This is a genomic window from Streptomyces pallidus (ex Mingjun et al. 2026) (assembly GCF_051550185.1).
GTDB lineage: Bacteria > Actinomycetota > Actinomycetes > Streptomycetales > Streptomycetaceae > Streptomyces.
Genome location: NZ_CP196181.1, coordinates 2,765,675 through 2,784,908 on the forward strand (window position 1 = coordinate 2,765,675; position 19,234 = coordinate 2,784,908).

Annotated in this window: 21 protein-coding genes; 10 read left to right on the top strand and 11 right to left on the bottom strand. The window is 72.7% G+C overall.

Annotated features, from left to right (window positions below):
* Together ACSHWO_RS11765 and ACSHWO_RS11770 are read right to left on the bottom strand one after the other, a co-directional pair.
* Positions 1–918, bottom strand: a complete 918-nt coding sequence (locus tag ACSHWO_RS11765; protein ID WP_438311666.1) for a DUF4097 family beta strand repeat-containing protein — start codon at positions 916–918, stop codon at positions 1–3.
* 206 nt (positions 919–1,124) lie between these two features.
* The gene (locus tag ACSHWO_RS11770; protein ID WP_438311668.1) at positions 1,125–2,060 is read right to left on the bottom strand and encodes a LysR substrate-binding domain-containing protein; all 936 of its coding nucleotides are present in this window, start codon (positions 2,058–2,060) and stop codon (positions 1,125–1,127) included.
* A 208-nt stretch (positions 2,061–2,268) separates the two neighbouring features.
* Here ACSHWO_RS11770 and snpA point away from each other — a divergent pair, with 208 nt between their 5' ends.
* On the top strand, positions 2,269–2,937 hold the full coding sequence (gene snpA / locus ACSHWO_RS11775) for a snapalysin (RefSeq protein WP_361089026.1): 669 nt from the start codon (positions 2,269–2,271) through the stop codon (positions 2,935–2,937).
* A 111-nt stretch (positions 2,938–3,048) separates the two neighbouring features.
* On the opposite strand, the gene ACSHWO_RS11780 is transcribed toward snpA, so the two are convergent.
* The 5 genes from ACSHWO_RS11780 to ACSHWO_RS11800 form a co-directional block, all read right to left on the bottom strand.
* On the bottom strand, positions 3,049–3,285 hold the full coding sequence (locus tag ACSHWO_RS11780; RefSeq protein WP_361089028.1) for a hypothetical protein: 237 nt from the start codon (positions 3,283–3,285) through the stop codon (positions 3,049–3,051).
* 37 nt (positions 3,286–3,322) lie between these two features.
* Positions 3,323–3,739, bottom strand: coding sequence for a dihydrofolate reductase family protein (locus tag ACSHWO_RS11785; protein WP_438311670.1), 417 nt, complete (start codon positions 3,737–3,739; stop codon positions 3,323–3,325).
* A complete protein-coding gene (locus ACSHWO_RS11790) occupies positions 3,706–4,320 on the bottom strand; it encodes a GNAT family N-acetyltransferase (RefSeq protein WP_361089032.1) in 615 nt (204 codons plus the stop codon). The genes ACSHWO_RS11785 and ACSHWO_RS11790 overlap by 34 nt, the downstream gene beginning before the upstream one ends.
* 204 nt (positions 4,321–4,524) lie before the next feature.
* The gene (locus tag ACSHWO_RS11795; protein WP_438311672.1) at positions 4,525–5,598 is read right to left on the bottom strand and encodes a family 2 encapsulin nanocompartment cargo protein polyprenyl transferase; all 1,074 of its coding nucleotides are present in this window, start codon (positions 5,596–5,598) and stop codon (positions 4,525–4,527) included.
* Between the two features lie 38 nt (positions 5,599–5,636).
* A complete protein-coding gene (locus ACSHWO_RS11800) occupies positions 5,637–7,043 on the bottom strand; it encodes a family 2B encapsulin nanocompartment shell protein (RefSeq protein ID WP_385831596.1) in 1,407 nt (468 codons plus the stop codon).
* A gap of 222 nt (positions 7,044–7,265) precedes the next feature.
* On the opposite strand from ACSHWO_RS11800, the gene ACSHWO_RS11805 reads away from it, so the two are divergent.
* From ACSHWO_RS11805 to ACSHWO_RS11820, 4 genes are all read left to right on the top strand, one after another.
* On the top strand, positions 7,266–7,724 hold the full coding sequence (locus tag ACSHWO_RS11805) for an RrF2 family transcriptional regulator (protein WP_438311675.1): 459 nt from the start codon (positions 7,266–7,268) through the stop codon (positions 7,722–7,724).
* Positions 7,725–7,893: 169 nt separating this feature from the next.
* Positions 7,894–9,090 (top strand): globin domain-containing protein, encoded by a 1,197-nt coding sequence (locus tag ACSHWO_RS11810; RefSeq protein WP_438311678.1) that lies wholly within the window; start codon positions 7,894–7,896, stop codon positions 9,088–9,090.
* 152 nt (positions 9,091–9,242) lie between these two features.
* Entirely contained in the window at positions 9,243–9,833 is a 591-nt protein-coding gene (locus tag ACSHWO_RS11815; RefSeq protein ID WP_438311680.1) for an N-acetylmuramoyl-L-alanine amidase, read from the top strand.
* Positions 9,834–9,890: 57 nt separating this feature from the next.
* Positions 9,891–10,832 carry a 1-aminocyclopropane-1-carboxylate deaminase/D-cysteine desulfhydrase gene (locus ACSHWO_RS11820; RefSeq protein ID WP_385831678.1) on the top strand — a complete coding sequence of 314 codons (942 nt, stop codon included), beginning with the start codon at positions 9,891–9,893 and terminating at the stop codon, positions 10,830–10,832.
* A gap of 14 nt (positions 10,833–10,846) precedes the next feature.
* Here ACSHWO_RS11820 and ACSHWO_RS11825 read toward each other — a convergent pair whose 3' ends face one another.
* Positions 10,847–12,427 carry a Na+/H+ antiporter gene (locus ACSHWO_RS11825; RefSeq protein WP_361089060.1) on the bottom strand — a complete coding sequence of 527 codons (1,581 nt, stop codon included), beginning with the start codon at positions 12,425–12,427 and terminating at the stop codon, positions 10,847–10,849.
* A 75-nt stretch (positions 12,428–12,502) separates the two neighbouring features.
* On the opposite strand from ACSHWO_RS11825, the gene ACSHWO_RS11830 reads away from it, so the two are divergent.
* From ACSHWO_RS11830 to ACSHWO_RS11840, 3 genes are all read left to right on the top strand, one after another.
* Entirely contained in the window at positions 12,503–12,763 is a 261-nt protein-coding gene (locus tag ACSHWO_RS11830; RefSeq protein WP_361089062.1) for a UBP-type zinc finger domain-containing protein, read from the top strand.
* A 205-nt stretch (positions 12,764–12,968) separates the two neighbouring features.
* Positions 12,969–13,382, top strand: coding sequence for an anti-sigma regulatory factor (locus ACSHWO_RS11835; RefSeq protein ID WP_361089064.1), 414 nt, complete (start codon positions 12,969–12,971; stop codon positions 13,380–13,382).
* Positions 13,379–14,422 (top strand): RNA polymerase sigma factor SigF, encoded by a 1,044-nt coding sequence (locus ACSHWO_RS11840; protein ID WP_438311683.1) that lies wholly within the window; start codon positions 13,379–13,381, stop codon positions 14,420–14,422. The genes ACSHWO_RS11835 and ACSHWO_RS11840 overlap by 4 nt, the downstream gene beginning before the upstream one ends.
* A gap of 44 nt (positions 14,423–14,466) precedes the next feature.
* Here ACSHWO_RS11840 and ACSHWO_RS11845 read toward each other — a convergent pair whose 3' ends face one another.
* The gene (locus ACSHWO_RS11845; protein ID WP_438311685.1) at positions 14,467–14,898 is read right to left on the bottom strand and encodes a hypothetical protein; all 432 of its coding nucleotides are present in this window, start codon (positions 14,896–14,898) and stop codon (positions 14,467–14,469) included.
* Between the two features lie 109 nt (positions 14,899–15,007).
* Here ACSHWO_RS11845 and ACSHWO_RS11850 point away from each other — a divergent pair, with 109 nt between their 5' ends.
* Both ACSHWO_RS11850 and ACSHWO_RS11855 read left to right on the top strand, forming a co-directional pair.
* Positions 15,008–15,973, top strand: coding sequence for a diacylglycerol/lipid kinase family protein (locus ACSHWO_RS11850; protein ID WP_438311687.1), 966 nt, complete (start codon positions 15,008–15,010; stop codon positions 15,971–15,973).
* A 323-nt stretch (positions 15,974–16,296) separates the two neighbouring features.
* Positions 16,297–16,554, top strand: a complete 258-nt coding sequence (locus tag ACSHWO_RS11855) for a WhiB family transcriptional regulator (protein ID WP_003953983.1) — start codon at positions 16,297–16,299, stop codon at positions 16,552–16,554.
* A 206-nt stretch (positions 16,555–16,760) separates the two neighbouring features.
* Here ACSHWO_RS11855 and ACSHWO_RS11860 read toward each other — a convergent pair whose 3' ends face one another.
* Both ACSHWO_RS11860 and ACSHWO_RS11865 read right to left on the bottom strand, forming a co-directional pair.
* A complete protein-coding gene (locus tag ACSHWO_RS11860) occupies positions 16,761–18,230 on the bottom strand; it encodes a sensor histidine kinase (RefSeq protein WP_361089318.1) in 1,470 nt (489 codons plus the stop codon).
* A 363-nt stretch (positions 18,231–18,593) separates the two neighbouring features.
* A complete protein-coding gene (locus ACSHWO_RS11865) occupies positions 18,594–19,187 on the bottom strand; it encodes a TetR/AcrR family transcriptional regulator (RefSeq protein ID WP_438311691.1) in 594 nt (197 codons plus the stop codon).
* Between the last annotated feature and the right edge of the window lie 47 nt (positions 19,188–19,234).

Below are 19,234 nucleotides of genomic sequence, written 5' to 3' on the forward strand. Positions count from 1 at the left end.
TCAGAGCACCTTCTTGTCGAGCACGAGCGGGGTGGCCGGGGCGTCGGCGGGCGGCCGGCGCAGCAGGGCGATCGAACCGGAGACGGTGGTGGCGCGCAGGCTCCCGGTGCCCGCGCCCAGGGTCCCGGTGATCCGCTTGGCGCTCATCTGGCCGGAGACCCGCAGGTCCTCGAAGGCGTTGGAGACGCCGCCGGTGGCGGTGTTGGCCTCGACCCGCGCGTCGGTCGGGTGCGGCAGGCGGATCGCCAGCTGGCCGGAGACGGAGTTCAGGGCGATGTCCACGCCGGCGGGCGCCGCGGGGTCCGCCTCCAGGTCGATCAGCATGTCGCCGCTGACCGAGTCCGCCCGTACGGTCAGGCCCGCGCCGTCGACCACGGTCAGCTCGCCGGAGACCGAGCGGAAGCCGAGCTCCCCGGTGACGGACTGGGCCTCGACGTTGCCGGAGACGGTGTGCGCGCAGACCCGGCCGGACAGCCCGACCAGGGTGGAGTCCCCGGAGACGCCGTGGATGTCGGTGCCGCCGCGGATGCCGGAGACCACGGCGGCGGCGCTGACGGCGGCCACGCGCACCCGGGTGGCGGCGGGGACGGTGAGGGTGACGGTGGCGCTGCGCTCCCAGGCCTTGCGGCCCTCCTCGTTGGAGCCGGTCCAGGCCTTCCAGGGCTTGGACTCGAACCACTTCTTGAAGCCCTGCGAGCCGTTCCAGGGCAGGTCCTCGTAGGAGAGGGTGAGGGTGCCGCCCTCCTGGACCACGAACAGGGGCGGGCCGTCGACCGCGGTCGCCTCCAGGCGCGCCGGCCCCTCGTCGGCGACGACGTTGACCGTGCCGCCGACGAGGCGGACGCGCAGCTCGGTCACCGGCTCGTCGAAGGCGAACTTCCGCGGTTCACCCACCGACCAGGTCTTCTGCTCTGCCATGGCGTCGCTCCTCCTCGGTAAGGACGCGCACGCAACATATCGCGTCTTCTGAACAACACGATATATCGCGGTCCGTCGAAGTCAAGGGCGCGGCCCCCGGCATGCCGAAGCGCCCGGCGCCGGTCCGCGGCGTCGGTACGGGGGCGGGCTTGCGGGGCGGGGCTGCGGGGCGGGGCCTGCGGGGAGGGGCCGGGCGCGGCCGCGGGCTACGAAGCGGCCAGCAGGGGGCTCGCGTGGTGGTGCAGCCAGGCGCGGTACGGCGGGGCGCTCAGGGCGGCCTCGCGGTAGGCGGCGCGGAGGTCCTCGTAGGCCTCGGCGTACTCGCCGGGCCGGGCCGCGAGCAGCAGCCGGACGGCCAGGGGGTCGCCGGCCAGCGGCCGGATCGCCATGTCGGTGCGCGGCCCGGAGGTGGGCTGGCACGGTGCGACGGCCTCGCCGGAGACGATCAGCGAGGCCGCGGTGTGGTAGTCGGCGTGCAGGACGGGCGGGTCGACCCCTGCCTCGGCGAACACCCGCCGCAGGCCGTCCCATTCGCCGTCCACCGAGGGGTCCACGGTCCACCGGTCCTCGGCGAGGTCCTGTAGCTCGACCACCGGGCGGGCGGCCGCCGGATGGTCCAGGGACATCGCCACGAACTGCGGCTCCCGCTCCATCAGGACGCGCACCTCCAGGCCGGGCGGCACCCTGAGCGGGCTGCCCTCCACCTCGTGGACGAACGCCACGTCGAGCTGGTCCGCGGCCACCATCCGCAGCAGGGCGTGCGGGGAGCCGTCGACGACCAGCGAGGTCTCGGTGTCGGGCCACCGCCGGTGCAGTCGGCGCAGCCAGCCGGGCAGGGCGCGGCTGGCCGTCGAACCGATCCGCAGCCGCGGCCCGCGGGCCGCCGCCCGGGCTTCGGCGACGAGGGCGGCCATGCCGTCGACGAGCGGGCGGGCCCGGCCGAGCACGGTCCGACCGAAAGGGGTGGGTCGGCATCCGGTCCGTTCGCGCAGGAACAGCTCGCCGTCCAGGGCGCGTTCGATACGGCGCAGCTGGGTCGTCAAGGAGGGCTGGCTCACGCCGAGCTGCCGCGCCGCCTTGTGCAGGCTGCCGGCGTCGGCGATGGCGCACAGCGCGCGCAGATGCCTCACCTCGAGCTCCATGTCCCGAGGGTAGGTCGGCGCCTGCACACTTCACCAGCCACTGACACCCCATCGAATCACGCCATTCTCAAGGATGTTGGCTTGCCGTCACCCTCCCGATAACACCGCGTTATCGCTGGCTGACATCATCCGCCGGCCCCTCAGGCTCCCGCAGACTCCGGTACCGAACGACCCACCCCCCGCACCGGATTGAGTAGGAGCCCCCCACATGCGCCACTCCCGTATGCCCCGCAAGAGCCTGCCCGCCGCCGCCGTCGGTCTGGCCCTCGCCGCCGCCCTCGGTGGTTTCGCCCCCACCGCCAGCGCCGCCTCCGCCCCGGCCGGCAGCACCGAGTCCTACGCCGCGTACGAGCGCTCACAGGAGAACCAGGCCGCCAACAAGGCGTTCTTCGAGGCGGTGCAGCGCTCGGTGGCCGAGCAGCGCGCCGCGAACCCGGGCGCCCTGGTGGTGACGGTCACGTACAACACCCGCAACGCGCCGAGCTTCCGCTCCCAGATCGCCCGCTCCACCCAGATATGGAACGGCTCGGTGTCGAACGTGAGGCTCCAGGAGGTCTCCTCCGGCGGGAACTTCGCGTACTACGAGGGCAACGACTCGCGCGGCTCGTACGCGAGCACCGACGGGCACGGCCGCGGCTACATCTTCCTGGACTACCGGCAGAACCAGCAGTACAACTCCACCCGCGTGACGGCGCACGAGACCGGCCACGTGCTGGGCCTGCCCGACCACTACTCCGGCCCCTGCTCCGAGCTGATGTCGGGCGGCGGCCCGGGCACCTCGTGCACCAACGCCAACCCGAACAGCGCCGAGCGCGCCCGCGTCAACCAGCTGTGGGCCAACGGCTTCGCCGCCTCGGGCCTGGGCACCAAGAGCTGACACCCGGCCGGCGACCGCACCCGGACGGGGCCCGCTTCCCGGTCCCGCGCGGATCCGCCCGGATCCGCGCGGGAGCCTCCCGGGACGGTGGCGCCCCGTTCCCGCCCGGGGCTAGGGCAGCTCGCCCGCCCCGGGCGCGTACTCCCGGCAGTCCGGGTTCCGGCAGGGGCCCGGCACCCACTCCGGGATGAAGATCCCGAGCGCCTTGCGCCGCCTGACGAGCGTGTCGACGGGGAGCCCGCACGCCGGGCACGAGCGCTGCTCGTGCCCGGCGTGCGGGGCGACCACCTCGTGCCCGTGCGGCAGGTGCGGCGGGTGGCGCTCGGACTGTTGCTGTTCACCGGCCATACCTCCACGGTAGGCCGGTTCCGTGCGTTCGGCGGGTTCAGCGCCTGCGCGCGTAGGTGGTGATCGTCTGGCCGCCGCCGCAGGCCATGAAGCCGGTCTGCTCCAGCTCCCGCAGCCCGAAGCCGGCGCGGGACATCGGCATGCCGGAGCCCAGGAACACCGGGTAGGTCTTGACGACGAACTCGTCGATCTCCTCGACCAGCTGCCCGGCCAGGTCGGCGCCGCCGCACAGCCAGATGCCGAGGCCCGGCTCCGCCTTCAGCTCGCGCACCCGGGCCACGGCGTCGCCGCTGGTCAGCTTCACCGCCGGGTCGGGCGGGGTGACGAGGGACCGGGAGACCACGTACTGGTCGAGGTGGGCGTACGGGCTGGTCATGCCGGCCTTGAGGCCCGGTGCGTAGGTGGCGCGGCCCGCAGTGGTCAGGCTGCGGTCGTCGGCTGCGGCTTGCGCCACATCGGCCACATCAGCGGCCCGTCCGGCAGCTGCACCGCCTCGCCCGTGAACTCCCAGCCGAGCCGCTCGTACAGCCGCATGCTCCGCTCGCTGCTCGCCTCCAGGTACGCGGGCACGCCCTCCCGGTCGCAGCGGTCCAGGACGGGCCGCATCAGCCCGGTCCCCAGCCCCCGGCCCTGCCACCCGGGGGCGACCGCGATCATCAGCAGGTACTCGTGCTCCTCGGCCGTCGGGTGCACCGCGCCCGTCAGCCTGCCGACCAGCTCGCAGCGCTCGTTGTCCGGGTCGGCCGCCGCGCGCATCCGGGCCGGGACGTCGTCCTCGGCGGCCCCGTCCTGCGGCTCGCCGGCCGGGACCCTCAGCCACAGGGCGGCCGCCGAGCCGTCCGCGGCGTAGTCGATCCGGCCCTCCTCCAGCGCCACGTCGACGAAGACCCCGAGGAAGGCGCCGTGCACGGCGGCCCGGTGCTCCGGATCGGGGAAGACCCAGCTGCTCACCGGGTCCTCGCGGAACGCCTCGTCGAGCAGCCGTGCCACCGCGTCCCGGTCCGACCGGCCCGCCCGGCGTATCTCCAGCACCACTGGTCACACCCTTCGCTCACGTGTTCAACAACCGGGAGCGATCCTAGAGTTGGACCACGACGGCCGAAAGCCCCGTTCCGGCACCGTGCAGTGCCGGAACGGGGCTTGCGCACCGCTCGTTCTCCGCTACTCCCCCGCCGGGTGCGCCCGGTTCACCGGGTGCGGCGGCACCACCGGCTCACCGGGTGCGGCGGCACCACCGGCTCACCGGGTGCGGCGCGTGACGAACTCCGCCAGCGCCAGCAGCCCGCCCGCCGCCCCGAGGTCCGGGACCGCCCGGGACAGCTGCTGCACCGCCCGGCCCATCCGGTCCGCGGCATGGGCCTGCGCCCAGTCGCGCCCGCCGGCCCGCTCCACGGCGTCCGCGGCGCGCCGGACGTCGTCCCCGGTCATGGGACCCGCGTACAGGGCGGCCAGTTCCTCGCCCGCCGCGGTGCCCGAGGTGAGGGCGGCGACCACCGGGAGGGACTTCTTGCGGGCGATCAGGTCCGCCCCGGCGGGCTTGCCCGTGTGTCCGGGATCCCCCCAGATGCCGAGCAGGTCGTCGATCAGCTGGAAGGCCAGGCCGGCCTCCCGCCCGAAGGCGTCCAGCGCCTCGACCTCGTCCGGCTCGGCGCCGGCGTACAGCGCGCCGAGCGCACAGGCGCAGCCCAGCAGCGCGCCGGTCTTGGCCGTGGCCATGTCCAGGCACTCGTCGAGCGGGACGTGCGCCCGCTGTTCGAAGGCGCAGTCGGCCTGCTGGCCCGCGCACAGCTCGATCACGCAGGACGCGAGCCGGGCGGAGGCGGCCCCCGACGCGGGGTGCGGGTCCTGCGCCAGCAGCCGCTGCGCGAGGGCGGCCATCGCGTCCCCGGTGATGACCGCGTCCGGCACCCCGAACACGGTCCAGGCCGTGGCCCGCCCCCGCCGCGCCACGTCCTCGTCGATGACGTCGTCGTGCAGCAGTGTGAAGTTGTGCGCCAGTTCCACGGCCGCCGCCGCCCGCACCACGCCCTCGGGCACGCCGCCGGCCCGGCCGTCCTGCCCGTCCCCGTCGCGGCGCAGGGCGCGGGCGGCGGCCAGCACCAGGGCGGGCCGGATGGCCTTGCCCGCGCTGCCCGCTGCCGGGGTGCCGTCCGCGTGCTCCCAGCCGAAGTGGTACATGGCCACCCGGCGCATGGGGCCGGGCAGGCCCTCCAGTGCCCGGCGCAGTTCCGGATCGACCGCCCTTCGTGCCCGTTCCAGCAGGGCCGCGGCCTCCTGCCCCTCGCTCGTGGTGATCGCCTCAGTGGTACCCATCGATGCCCCCGATCCCTGGTGTCGTCCGGCCCGGCCGCTCAGCGCCGGCGGGCGATCTCGACGTTCTCCAGGACGCCCAACGCGTCCGGCACCAGCACGGCCGCGGAGAAGTAGGTCGTGACCAGGTAGGAGATGATCGCCTGCTCGTTGATGCCCATGAACCGCACCGAGGTGCTCGGCTCGATCTCGTCCGGGATGCCGGGCTGGTGCAGGCCGATCACGCCGGACTCGTCCTCACCGGTGCGCAGGCAGAGGACGGACGTCGTCCGGGTGTCACTGATCGGGATCTTGTCGCACGGGAAGATCGGCACGCCGCGCCACGTGGCGATCCGGGTCCCCTCGACGTCGACGGTCTCCGGGTACAGGCCGCGCTCGTTGCACTCGCGGCCGAAGGCGGCGATGGCACGGGGGTGGGCGAGGAAGAGCTTCGAGCCGCGCCGCATGCTGAGCAGCTGGTCCATGTCGTCCGGGGTGGGCGCGCCGGCGTGCGGCTGGATGCGCTGGCCGTGGTCGGCGTTGTGGAGGAGGCCGAACTCCCGGTTGTTGATCATCTCGTGCTCTTGGCGCTCGCGCAGCGCCTCGACCGTGAGCCGCAGCTGCTGCTCGGTCTGGTTCATCGGGTGGTTGTAGAGGTCGGCGACGCGTGTGTGGACCCGCAGGACCGTTTGCGCGAGGGAGAGTTCGTACTCGCGCGGCCGGGTCTCGTAGTCGACGAAGGTGCCGGGGAGGGCGGTCTCGCCGCGGTGTCCGGCGGAGAGGTCGATGGCGGCCTCGCCGTGGGTGTTGGTGTGCCGCTCGGGCTCGGCCCGGACGGACTCCACGTGCCGGCGCAGCGATTCGGCGCGGTCCGCGAGCAGCCGGAAGTCCTGGCGCGACAGGACGAGGGCGGTGCCGGGGGTGGTGGCGCGCGCGGTGTACTCCCAGATGGCGTCGTCGTCGAGGAGGGAGTCCTCGCCGAAGTAGGCCCCGTCGGCGACGGTCCGCAGGACCGCGTCCTCGCCGTAGGGGCCGGGGCCGATCTGGTCGATCCGGCCGTGGGCGAGGAGGAACACCTGGTCGGAGGGGCTGCCGAAGGAGGTCAGCTCCTCACCGGCCGCGAAGTCGATCTGGCGGCACCGCTGGGCGAGCTCGGCGAGCACGTCCGGGTCCTCGTAGGTGCGCAGCAGCGGGAGCTCGCCGAGCTCGGCGGGGATGACCTGGACCCGGGACCCGGTCTGGACGAACTCGACGCGGCCGTCGCCGACGGTGTAGCTGAGCCGGCGGTTCACCCGGTACGTGCCGCCCTGGACGGGCACCCACGGGAGCATCTTCAGGAGCCACCGGGAGGTGATCTCCTGCATCTGCGGTGCGGACTTGGTCGTGGTTGCCAAGTTCCGTGCGGCCGACGTCGCGAGACTCTGCTGGGGAGTCCGGACCTCGGGTTCGGAACCTGCCTGGACCGACATGTGCATCCCTTTCGATCACTGCACGGATCTACAGGAGAAGCCTTTCAGCACGCCGCGTGGTGGGACCATTACACAAACGGGTGGACTGCGCCGTCCGGGCGCTGGGCACCCTCTGGAGTTACCCCTCTCCTCATGGACCCCGCCCGCCCCAGCCGCTTTCCGGCCACCGGTCACAAGGGACCCTAACTTGAATCCAAGATGCAAGTTTTCTACGGTGGAGCCATGCGGCTGACCCGATTCACCGACCTCGCCCTGCGCACCCTGATGCGGCTGGCCGTCGCCGAGGAGGACCTCCCCACCACGCGCGACGTGGCGGCGTCGATGGAGGTCCCGTACACCCACACGACCAAGGTCGTCGCCCGCCTGCAACACCTCGGCCTGGTCGAGGCGCGGCGCGGTCGGGGCGGCGGGCTCGCCCTCACCGCGGCCGGGCGGGCCGCCTCGGTGGGCGGGGTGGTCCGCGAACTGGAGGGCGCCGGCGACGTCGTGGAGTGCGAGGGCAGCACGCCCTGCCCGCTGCGCGGCGCCTGCATCCTGCGCGGGGCGCTGCGCCGGGCCCAGGAGGCGTTCTTCGCGACGCTGGACCCGCTGACGGTGAACGACCTGGTCGCAGCGCCCACCGGCCCCCTACTCCTGGGCATTTCGGGCAGCGGGGCGGCAGGTCGGGCCGAAGGTCCCTGACCGGGGGGCCGGATGGCCGGTTCGGGTCGGCCGGGCGGGGGCCTAGCGTGATCCCGGGCGACGGCCCGAACGGACACCCACCCCAGGACCCGTCCGTACGTGCACACAAAAACTTGCATCTGACATACCAATTAAACGCACCACTGAACACCGAGGCGAGGACCTTCTGATGCTTTCCGCGAAGTCGGCAGAGACCGTACGCGCCACCCTGCCCGCCGTGGGCGCCGCCATCGGCGACATCACGGAGCTGTTCTACGCGAAGCTCTTCGCGGCCCACCCCGAGCTGCTGCGGGACCTGTTCAACCGCGGCAACCAGAACGCCGGCCTGCAGAAGCAGGCCCTCGCCGGCTCCATCGCCGCCTTCGCGACCCACCTCGTCGAGCGGCCCGAAGCCCGCCCCGACGTCATGCTGAACCGGATCGCGCACAAGCACGCCTCCCTCGGCGTCACCCGCGAGCAGTACCCGGTCGTCCACCAGTACCTCTTCGAGGCGATCGCCGACATCCTCGGCGAGGCCGTCACCCCCGAGGTCGCCGATGCCTGGACCGAGGTCTACTGGCTGATGGCGAACGCCCTCATCACCATCGAGGAGCGGCTCTACGCCGAGCAGCAGGTCCTCGCCGGCGACGTCTGGCGCTCCTGGACGGTCACCGACCGCGTGGCGGAGACCGCGGACTGCACCACCTTCCACCTCACCCCCGCCGACGGCGCGCCGGCACCGGACTTCAAGCCCGGCCAGTACGTCTCCGTCCAGGTCGAACTCCCCGACGGCGCCCGCCAGATCCGCCAGTACAGCCTGACCGGCGCGCCCGCCTCCCCGGTGCGCACGATCACCGTCAAGCGGATCCACGGCCCCTCCGCCCTCGGCCCCGACGGCGAGGTCTCGAACCACCTGCACCACCGGGTGCCGGTCGGCGCCGCCCTGCGCGTGTCGGCCCCGTACGGCGACCTGGTCCTCCAGGACTCCGGTGCCCCCGTGCTGCTCGCCTCCGCGGGAATCGGCTGCACCCCGATGCTGTCGATGCTGGAGCACCTGGCCGAGACCGGGCACGCCGCCCCGGTCACCGTCCTGCACGCCGACCGCTCCCCCGCCGACCACGCGCTGCGCGCCGACCACCGGGCGCTGGCGCTCAAGCTGGCCGACGCCACCGCCCGGTTCTGGTACGAGGCCGACGCCGAGCCCGGTGACGGCGAGGGCCGCATGGACCTGACCGACGTACCGGTCGAACCGGGGACCCAGGTCTACCTGTGCGGTCCGCTGCCCTTCATGCGCGGGGTGCGCGAGCAGCTGCTCGCCAAGGGCGTGCGGGCCGCGGACGTCCACTACGAGGTCTTCGGCCCGGACATGTGGCTGGCCTCGGAGTAACGACCGTGACGGGCGGGCCGGTCGGGGCGAGTGTCCGGATCGGCTCGCTCGCTGTGCGAACGCCCTAGCCACCGAAGGACCTCCTCGGTTACACCGGGTGCAACGAGGCGGCCACGCAAGGTGACCGCAACGGACCCGCAAAGGAGGCGGCCATGGCCGCACCCATGTCAGCGGACCGGTTCATCAACGCACTGCGCAACGAGGGACTGACCGTCGTCGAGGTCGGTGCCTGGCGCACGCACAACCGCAACCACAAGGGGCCCTGGGGCCCGGTGCACGGGGTGATGATCCACCACACCGTGACCCGGGGCACCGCGTACACCGTCGAGCTCTGCCGCACCGGCGACGAGGACCTGCCCGGCCCCCTCTGCCACGGCGTGATCACCAAGGACGGCCGGGTCCACCTCGTCGGCTACGGCCGGGCCAACCACGCCGGTGCGGGCGACGCCGACGTCCTGGCGGCCGTCATCGCCGAGAAGCGGCTGCCGCCAGACAACCAGACCAACACCGACGGCAACCGCTACTTCTACGGATTCGAGTGCGAGAACCTCGGCGACGGCGAGGACCCCTGGCCGGCCGTCCAGCTCGACGCGATGGCCCGGGCGGCGGCCGCCGTGTGCCGGGTTCACGGCTGGACCGCGCGCTCGGTGATCGGCCACCTGGAGTGGCGCCCCGGCAAGATCGACCCGAAGGGCTTCACGATGGCCTCGTTCCGCGGCCGTGTGGCGGAACGCCTGAAGTAGCCCGCCGGCAGGGCCGTGACGTGCGGGGGTGCGGCACGGGCAGCGCACAATGGGCGGGTGGAACACCCCCTGGACCCCGACCCCCGAGCGCTGCTGCAGGCCCGGCCCCCGTCGCCGCTGACGGAGGTCCGGGACGACCGGTTCGAGCGGCACGGGGTGCGGCTGCTGCTCAAGCGGGACGACCTCGTCCACCCGGAGCTGCCCGGCAACAAGTGGCGCAAGCTCGCGCCCAACCTCCGGGCCGCCGTCGCCGGCGGGTACCCGGGCCTGGTGACCTTCGGCGGGGCGTACTCGAACCACCTGCGGGCCACCGCCGCGGCCGGACGGCTGCTCGGGATCGCCACCACCGGCATCGTGCGCGGCGAAGAGCTGGCCGGGCGCCCGCTCAACGCCTCCCTCGCCCGCTGCGCCGCCGACGGGATGCGGCTGCACTTCGTGACCCGGTCCGCCTACCGGCGCAAGGGCGAGCCCGGGGCGGCCCGGGAGCTGATCGCCGGGGCCGGGGCCGCCGGGGCGTACCCCGTGCCCGAGGGCGGCAGCAATGCGCTCGCCCTGCAGGGGTGCGCCGAGCTGGGCCGTGAGCTGCACGGCGCCTGCGACGTGGTGGCCGTGGCCTGCGGCACGGGCGGGACCCTGGCCGGGCTGGCGGCGGGCCTCGCCCCCGGGCAGCGGGCGCTCGGGGTGCCCGTCCTGGCCGGCGGGTTCCTGGCCGCGGAGATACGTTCCCTCCAGCAGCGGGCCTTCGGCGGGCCGGCCGGCGACTGGAGCCTGGCCGAGGGCTTCGACCACGGCGGCTACGCCCGTGTCCCGGCAGTCCTGGAGGCCTTCGCCGCGGACTTCGAGGACCGCCACGGCCTCCCGGTCGAGCGGATCTACGTGGCCAAGCTGCTGTGGGCGCTGGCCGAGCTGACGGCGGCCGGCGCCTTCCCCGCGGGAAGCTCGGTCGCCGCGGTCGTCACCGGCCGGCCCGCGGATCCCGAGCCGTCCCCCCTCTCGTAGGAGGGGCCGCCTTCCTAGGAGGCCTCCTCGCGGTACGCCGCCGCCTCCTCCAGGTCCAGCCGGCGCAGCAGCGCCCGCAGCATCTCGTCGTCGATCCGCCGCAGGTCCCGCAGGGACACGAACACCTCCCGCTCGGATTCGATCATCTCCCGCGAGAGCCGCCGGTAGATGTCGTCCGCCGACTCCCCCGTGAGCGGGTTGACCTCGCCGAGGCGCTCCCACACTGCATTGCGCCGCCGCTCCAGCACCGTGCGCAGCCGCTCCGCCAGCGGCGGCGGCAACGCGTTCTCCGGCTCGGACAGCAGCTCGTCGAGCCGCTCCTCCGCCGCCCGGGAGGCCTGGCTCTGGGCCTGCGCCTCGGCGAGCGTCTGCGCCGTGACGTCGCGGGGCGGCAGCCGCAGCAGCCGGATCAGCGGCGGCAGGGTCAGCCCCTGCACCACCAGGGTGGCGATGACCGTGGTGAAGGTGAGGAAGAGGATCAGGTCGCGGTGCGGCACGTCGATGGGCACCGAGAAGGCGATCGCCAGCGAGACCACGCCCCGCATCCCGGCCCAGCCCACCACCACGGGCGCCTTCCACGTGGTGTCCGGCTCCCGCTCCCGGATCCGCTCCGAGAACCACCGCGGCACGAAGGTGGCCGGGAACACCCACACGAACCGGGAGACCACCACCACCAGGAAGACCAGGACCGCGTACCAGACGGCCTCGCCGCCCTCGTACTCCACCAGCCCGCGCAGGACGACCGGCAGCTGGAGCCCGATGAGTGCGAAGACCACCGACTCCAGGATGAAGGCGACCATCTTCCACACCGCCTCCTCCTGGAGCCGGGTCGCGAAGTCGACCTGCCAGTTGTGGTGCCCGAGGTACAGCGCCACCACGACCACCGCGAGGACGCCCGAGGCGTGCACCCGCTCGGCCGCCGCGTACGCCACGAACGGGATCAGCAGCGACAGGGTGTTCTGCAGCAGCGGCTCGCGCAGCCGCGTGCGCAGCTGGTGGATCGGGACCATCAGCGCCAGGCCCATGCCGACGCCGCCCACCGAGGCCAGCAGGAACTCCGCGATGCCGCCGGCCCAGCCGGCGGCCGTGCCGACCGCGGCGGCCAGCGCCACCTTGTAGGCGGTGATCGCGGTCGCGTCGTTGACGAGGGACTCCCCCTGCAGGATGGTCGTGATCCGGTTGGGCAGCCCGAGGCGCCGGGCGATGGCGGTCGCGGCGACGGCGTCGGGCGGGGCGACCACCGCGCCGAGCACCAGCGCCACCGGCAGCGACAGCCCCGGCACCGCGAGGTACACCGCGTACCCGACCGCGAGCGTCGCGAAGAGCACGTACCCGACGGACAGCAGTGCGATCGGCCGTGCGTTGGCCCGCAGGTCGAGGTACGAGCTGTCCACCGCGGCCGTGTACAGCAGCGGCGGCAGCAGCAGCGGCAGCACGATGTGGGGGTCGAGGACGTACGCGGGCACCCCGGGCACGTACGAGGCGCCGAGCCCCACCGCGACGAGCAGCAGCGGCGCGGGCACCGGCGTCCGGCGCGCGATGCCCGCGACGGCGGCACTGACCGCGACCAGCGCCACCAGCGGCAAAACCTCCATCGGCAACCCACCCTCGTTCGTCGCGGCTGATCGGGCTGCGTCCTGCGGCGCCCGTACGTCAGTACGCTGGCCATCATGAGCGAGTGCACCCACCTTCCCGAACTGCCGCGCCCCGAGCCCGTGCCGAGTGCCCAGACCTGCCCCGAATGTCTGGTGCTCGGCAGCCACCCGGTGCAGCTGCGGATGTGCCTGTGGTGCGGCTACGTGGCGTGCTGCGACTCCTCACCGCACCGGCACGCGACCGCGCACTACCGGACCACCGGCCATCCGGTGATGCGCAGCTTCGAGCCGGGCGAGACCTGGCGGTGGTGTTTCGTCGACGGTTCGATCGTCTGAGCCGGGGGTAGGTCAAACCTCCGCCGGTTCCCCGGATTTGGACCCGCAGACCCCTAGCCACTGTGCGTGCCCGTAGGCATACCATCTGTCACCGGCCGTAGGCGCGGGTGTCCTGATCGGGTTCCATGAGGGGTGCCGCGACACGATCGCCCGGATCGCGGTAGCGTCACCGGCGAAGAGAGCTCGTACCACCTTGGAGGTGAGGGTGTCCCAGATTGCAGGCGAGCCCGGGACCCAGGACTTCGTGGAAGTCCGGCTGCCCGCTGCGGGTGCCTACCTGTCGGTGCTGCGCACGGCCACGGCCGGTCTCGCAGCACGTTTGGACTTCACCCTCGACGAGATCGAGGATCTCCGGATCGCGGTGGACGAGGCCTGCGCGATCCTGCTTCAGCAGGCCGTGCCCGGGTCCGTCCTGAGCTGCGTGTTCCGGCTGGTCGACGACTCGCTGGAGGTGACCGTCTCGGCGCCCACCACGGACGGCCGCGCGCCCGAGCGCGACACGTTCGCCTGGACCGTCCTGTCGGCGCTGGCCGGCAAGGTCGAGTCCACGGTGGAGGAGGACAACACGGTGAGCATCAGCCTCTACAAACAGCGCGGCGCGGGTCCAGGCCCGGCGTGAGCGGCGGGGAGGCCCCGGTGCGGGGCGGGGACCGGCCCCGGGTACGGCCCGAGGCCGACGGCGCCATCCCGGAGCAGCAGCGCGCCCGGCCACACCCGGCCGACGCGGATGCGGAACACGGCTTTTTGGACTCGGCGGAGCGACGGGCGGGCCCCATGAGCGAAAACCAGCACGAAGAACCACAGGCGTCACGGCCACCCGTGGCCGTGGGATCGGCCGTCGGCCCGTCCGCGGCCGCGGACACGGACGCGGACGCGGACGCGGCGCTGCCGCCGCTGCCGGACCCGCGTGACCGCAGCGGGGCCCGGGCCCTGTTCGTCGAGCTGCGGGCGCTGCCCGACGGTTCGCCGGAGAAGGCCGAGCTGCGCAACCGGCTCGTCCGGATGCACCTGCCGCTGGTCGAGCACCTGGCCCGGCGGTTCCGCAACCGCGGGGAGCCGCTCGACGACCTGACCCAGGTCGCGACGATCGGCCTGATCAAGTCGGTGGACCGGTTCGACCCGGACCGCGGGGTGGAGTTCTCCACGTACGCCACGCCGACGGTGGTCGGGGAGATCAAGCGGCACTTCCGCGACAAGGGCTGGGCGGTGCGGGTCCCCCGGCGCCTCCAGGAGCTGCGGCTCTCGCTGACCACGGCCACGGCCGAGCTGTCCCAGCAGCACGGCCGCTCCCCCACGGTCCACGAGCTGGCCGAGCGGCTGGGGATCTCGGAGGAGGAGGTGCTGGAGGGGCTGGAATCGGCCAATGCCTACAGCACGCTCTCGCTGGACGTCCCGGACACCGACGACGAGTCGCCGGCGGTCGCGGACACCCTCGGCGCGGAGGACGAGGCGCTGGAGGGCGTCGAGTACCGCGAGTCGCTCAAGCCGCTGCTGGAGGGGCTGCCGCCGCGGGAGAAGCGGATCCTGCTGCTTCGGTTCTTCGGCAACATGACGCAGTCGCAGATCGCGCAGGAGGTCGGCATCTCCCAGATGCACGTCTCCCGCCTGCTGGCCCGCACGCTGGCCCAGCTCCGCGAGAAGCTCCTGGTGGAGGAGTAGCCGCCCCGCCCCGACCCGACCCGAGGGCGAACCGGGACCCTAGCCTAGGAAGGGGTGTGGCCGATTCCGAGGGCTTCGGTCGCCGTCGGGTTCACCAGGAGGGCCACCACCGCCACGGCGGTCACGGCCAGCACCGCGGCGGCGGCGATCATCGCGCCGCCGGTGGTGTACAGGGTCCAGGCCACCGGCAGCGCCATCAGCTGCGTGATCAGTGCGGGCCCGCGGCTCCAGCGCCGGGCCATGCGCAGCCCGCGGGCGGCGATCAGCGGCAGCGCGGCGAGCGCGATCAGCGTCAGGCCGCCGGTCTCCGCCTGCTGCGCGGAGTCGGCGTCGCCGGCGATGCCGACGAACAGCATGTAGATGCCGAGGCCGGCGAGCGCCAGGCCTTCTACGGCGGTGAGCGCGGCGGCTGCGGTGAGCCGGCCGGGCAGCGGGGCGGTCGGCTGGTCCGGGGCGGGGGTGGGCTTCGTACTCACCCCTGCAGGGTAGCCGCGCGGCCGGGCCTGCGGCGGGGGCGGGCCCTCGGCCTGCGTCGGCGGGCGGGCAGTATCGGACCGGTGTGAACGGGTCGGTAGGCTGGCGGTCATGCGTGCACTCCTCGTGGCCAACCCAGCAGCGACGACCACCAGTGCGCGCACGCGCGACGTCCTGATCCACGCCCTGGCCAGCGAGATGAAGCTGGAGGCGGTGACCACCGAGTACCGGGGGCACGCACGGGACCTCGGCCGGCGGGCCGCCGAGAACGGCCTGGACCTCGTGGTGGCGCTGGGCGGCGACGGCACCGTCAACGAGGTGGTCAACGGACTGTTGCACGACGGACCCGATCCGGAGCGGCTGCCGCGGCTGGCGGTGGTCCCGGGCGGCTCGACGAACGTGTTCGCCCGCGCGCTCGGCCTGCCCAACGACGCCGTGGAGGCGACGGGCGCCCTGCTGGACGCGCTGCGCGAGCACCGCGAGCGCACGGTGGGCCTGGGGCTGGCGGCGGGCGCGCCGGGCACGGAGGACGCGTCGGTCCCGGCGCGCTGGTTCACCTTCTGCGCGGGCTTCGGCTTCGACGCGGGTGTGGTGGGCCGGGTCGAGCAGCAGCGGGAGCGCGGCAAGCGTTCGACGCACGCCCTCTACGTACGACAGCTGATGCGCCAGTTCTGGGAGGAGCCGAACCGGCGGCGCGGCACGGTGACGCTGGAGCGCCCGGGCGCGGATCCGGTGACGGACCTGGTGCTGTCCATAGTCTGCAACACCTCGCCGTGGACCTACCTGGGCAATCGGCCCCTGTACGCGTCCCCGGAGGCCTCGTTCGACACCGCACTTGACGTGCTGGCGCTCAGCCGTTTGTCAACTCCGGCCGTCGCTCGCTACGCCACACAGCTCCTGACCTCGACTCCTGAGCGCGGGCCGCACGGCAAGCACGCCGTGACTCTGCACGATCTGACCGACTTCACCTTGCATTCGAAGGTGCCGCTCCCGTTCCAGATGGACGGAGACCATCTCGGATTGCGGACCAGCGTTCAGTTCACAGGCGTTCGCCGTGCACTGCGTGTGATTGTGTGAGTAGAAGACCCCAAAGTCCTTTCAGTCGAACGTTTACGCGCCGATCCACCCTCAGGATGTAGGGCTGTGACCTAGTAGACACCGACGAATCAAAAAAAACTTTCCGGAAGGGGTTGTATCCCCGTCCGAGGTTTGCGAATCTCTTCATGGCGATCGGGACAGCCCGCAGAACCCGGCTCTCAAGAAGACCGCCAGAACCCCTCCACGAGTCTCCAGATGACCACCCGCCACCCCTGGGCGGTCGCCCTTCCCTCACGGGGGGATTCGTGAAAGCGTTCACATTCACAAGCAACCTGCCCGCAATACAAGGAGATGGAGCAGCCATGGACTGGCGTCACAACGCCGTTTGCCGCGAGGAAGACCCGGAACTCTTCTTCCCCATCGGCAACACCGGTCCTGCGCTGCTGCAGATCGAGGAAGCCAAGGCCGTCTGCCGCCGTTGCCCCGTCATGGAGCAGTGCCTGCAGTGGGCGCTCGAGTCCGGCCAGGACTCCGGCGTCTGGGGCGGTCTCAGCGAGGACGAGCGCCGCGCCATGAAGCGCCGCGCCGCTCGCAACCGGGCGCGCAACGCCAGCGCCTGACATCGACTTTCGAGCCTCGAGCCGCAGCGCGTAGTAACACCTGATAGCGCTCAGCAACGTGCTCTTGAGCCCCGGACGGGAACTCCCCCAGCCGCCGCTGGACGTTTCCTCCGGGGCTCAGTGCTGTCCGGAGCGCGTCCGCCCGGCACACCGGCCGCGACCGGCTCCCCGGCACGGCCCGTCACGCTGCGTGACGGGCCCCCGTGCTACTTCTGCGGGCTGACGGGGACGTCGAGGACGACCTTGGTACCGCGCGGCTCCGCCCGGACCATGTCGAACGTGCCGCCGAGCTCGCCCTCGACGAGGGTGCGGACGATCTGCAGGCCGAGGTTGCCGGCCTTCTGCGGGTCGAAGCCCTCGGGCAGACCGGAGCCGTCGTCGAGGATCGTGATGAGCAGCCGGCCGTCGGTCCGGCCGGAGCCGCTGCGGACGGCGGTGACCTGCACCGTGCCGCCCTCCCCCTGGCTGAAGGCGTGCTCCAGGGCGTTCTGGAGGATCTCGGTCAGCACCATCGACAGCGGCGTGGCCACCTCCGCGTCCAGGATCCCGAACCGGCCGATGCGCCGGCAGTCCACCTTGCCCGGCGAGATCTCGGCGACCATCGCGATCACGCGGTCGGCGATCTCGTCGAACTCCACCCGCTCGTCGAGGTTCTGGGACAGGGTCTCGTGCACGATCGCGATCGAACCGACGCGGCGCACGGCCTCGTTGAGCGCGTCGCGGCCGGGCTCCGAATCCATCCGTCGGGCCTGCAGCCGCAACAGTGCGGCCACGGTCTGGAGGTTGTTCTTCACCCGGTGGTGGATCTCCCGGATGGTCGCGTCCTTGGTGATCAGTTCGCGTTCGCGACGTCGCAGCTCGGTGACGTCGCGGCACAGGACCAGGGAGCCGATCCGGGTGCCCTTGGGCTTGAGCGGGATGGCCCGCAGCTGGATGACCCCGCCGTTGCCCTCGATCTCGGTCTCGCGCGGGGCCCAGCCGCTGGCGAGCTTGACCAGCGCCTCGTCCACCGGGCCGCGGGACGGGGCGAGTTCGGCGGTGATGGTGCCCAGGTGCTGCCCGACCAGGTCGGAGGCGAGGCCGAGGCGGTGGTACGCGGACAGCGCGTTGGGGGACGCGTACGTGACGACCCCGTCGGCGTCGAGCCGCATCAGCCCGTCCCCGACGCGCGGGGAGGCGTCCATGTCGACCTGCTGCCCGGGGAACGGGAAGGCCCCGGCCGCGATCATCTGCGCCAGGTCGGAGGCGGACTGGAGGTAGGTGAGCTCCAGCCGGCTCGGTGTACGCACGGTGAGCAGGTTGGTGTTGCGCGCGATGACGCCGAGCACCCGGCCCTCGCGGCGCACCGGGATGGACTCGACGCGGACGGGCACCTCCTCGCGCCACTCGGGGTCGCCCTCGCGCACGATCCGGCCCTCGTCGAGGGCGGCGTCGAGCAGGGGGCGCCGGCCGCGCGGTACCAGGTGGCCGACCATGTCGTCCTGGTACGAGGTGGGGCCGGTGTTGGGGCGCATCTGGGCGACCGAGACGTACCGGGTGCCGTCGAGGGTGGGCACCCACAGCACCAGGTCGGCGAAGGAGAGGTCGGAGAGCAGCTGCCACTCCGAGACCAGCAGGTGGAGCCACTCCAGGTCGGTTTCACCGAGAGCGGTGTGCTGGCGTACGAGGTCGTTCATGGAGGGCACCTGGCGAGCGTACCTCGGGCTCGGGCCATGACTTTCCCCACGGCCACTACCCGGGAGTATCCAGGAAGGGCTCACTCCGCGTACTGTTGGAGGAAGTCACGGGTTTCCGGTGCCCGACATTGGATGGACAGAACAGAATGGTCTAGTCCACAATTGACGTAAGCTTCCGCCCTCCCCGCACAGGAGGACGGATAGAGGTGGGCCACGCGCTCTGCCCTGACCGCGCAGGCAACCTCTCAACCGGCCGCCGGGAACCGCACACCCGCCGGCCGTAAGTACTCCGGGCTACGGTGCCGGGCGGGTTGAGGGTCCCGCCCCGGCACCGTGGCCCAGAGGAATCGCCCCCCGAATCCTTCAGTGCGGCCAGGCGCGCACCGCGAGCTCCGCGACCGCCTCCAGCTCCTCCCGGCTCGCCCCGTCACGCGCCTGCTGCGACATCCCCTGGAGCACCGACACCGCGTACCGGGCCAGCGCACGCGGGTCCGTGTCCGCGGGCAGCACGCCGGCCGCGACGTCGGCCCGGACCCGGCTCTCGAACGCCGCCATGTGGGCCGCGCGCCGCTCCCGCAGGGCCTCCGCCACCTCCTGCGAGGTGGTGTTGACGGCCGCGCTGATCACCAGGCAGCCCGGCGGGTGCGCCGGGTCGGTGTACACCTCGGCGGCCTCGCGCAGGATGCGCTCCATGGCGGCGCGGGCCGTGGGCTCCTCGGCCAGGGCGGCGCTCGCGAAGTCCCCGTACCGGCCGCCGTAGACGACCACGACCTCGTCGAAGAGCTTGCGCTTGTCCCCGAAGGCCGCGTACAGGCTGGGCGCGCTGATCCCGAGCGAGGCGGTCAGGTCGGAGATCGACGTCGCCTCGTAGCCGTTCTCCCAGAAGGCGAGCATCGCCTTGTCGAGGGCGGCGCCGCGGTCGAAGGAGCGCGGCCGGCCGCGCTGTCCGGTCACCATGCCCAGATTCTATAGCGGCCGTTACGGAATCTGGTACGGTCCATTTC

What these genes read in the sequence shown, in the direction of transcription:
- ACSHWO_RS11765 (WP_438311666.1), bottom strand. Translation starts at nt 918, where the DNA reads ATGGCAGAGCAGAAGACCTGGTCGGTGGGTGAACCGCGGAAGTTCGCC.
- ACSHWO_RS11770 (WP_438311668.1), bottom strand. Translation starts at nt 2,060, where the DNA reads ATGGAGCTCGAGGTGAGGCATCTGCGCGCGCTGTGCGCCATCGCCGAC.
- snpA (WP_361089026.1), top strand. Translation starts at nt 2,269, where the DNA reads ATGCGCCACTCCCGTATGCCCCGCAAGAGCCTGCCCGCCGCCGCCGTC.
- ACSHWO_RS11780 (WP_361089028.1), bottom strand. Translation starts at nt 3,285, where the DNA reads ATGGCCGGTGAACAGCAACAGTCCGAGCGCCACCCGCCGCACCTGCCG.
- ACSHWO_RS11795 (WP_438311672.1), bottom strand. Translation starts at nt 5,598, where the DNA reads ATGGGTACCACTGAGGCGATCACCACGAGCGAGGGGCAGGAGGCCGCG.
- ACSHWO_RS11800 (WP_385831596.1), bottom strand. Translation starts at nt 7,043, where the DNA reads ATGTCGGTCCAGGCAGGTTCCGAACCCGAGGTCCGGACTCCCCAGCAG.
- ACSHWO_RS11805 (WP_438311675.1), top strand. Translation starts at nt 7,266, where the DNA reads ATGCGGCTGACCCGATTCACCGACCTCGCCCTGCGCACCCTGATGCGG.
- ACSHWO_RS11810 (WP_438311678.1), top strand. Translation starts at nt 7,894, where the DNA reads ATGCTTTCCGCGAAGTCGGCAGAGACCGTACGCGCCACCCTGCCCGCC.
- ACSHWO_RS11815 (WP_438311680.1), top strand. Translation starts at nt 9,243, where the DNA reads ATGGCCGCACCCATGTCAGCGGACCGGTTCATCAACGCACTGCGCAAC.
- ACSHWO_RS11825 (WP_361089060.1), bottom strand. Translation starts at nt 12,427, where the DNA reads ATGGAGGTTTTGCCGCTGGTGGCGCTGGTCGCGGTCAGTGCCGCCGTC.
- ACSHWO_RS11830 (WP_361089062.1), top strand. Translation starts at nt 12,503, where the DNA reads ATGAGCGAGTGCACCCACCTTCCCGAACTGCCGCGCCCCGAGCCCGTG.
- ACSHWO_RS11850 (WP_438311687.1), top strand. Translation starts at nt 15,008, where the DNA reads ATGCGTGCACTCCTCGTGGCCAACCCAGCAGCGACGACCACCAGTGCG.
- ACSHWO_RS11855 (WP_003953983.1), top strand. Translation starts at nt 16,297, where the DNA reads ATGGACTGGCGTCACAACGCCGTTTGCCGCGAGGAAGACCCGGAACTC.
- ACSHWO_RS11860 (WP_361089318.1), bottom strand. Translation starts at nt 18,230, where the DNA reads ATGAACGACCTCGTACGCCAGCACACCGCTCTCGGTGAAACCGACCTG.
- ACSHWO_RS11865 (WP_438311691.1), bottom strand. Translation starts at nt 19,187, where the DNA reads ATGGTGACCGGACAGCGCGGCCGGCCGCGCTCCTTCGACCGCGGCGCC.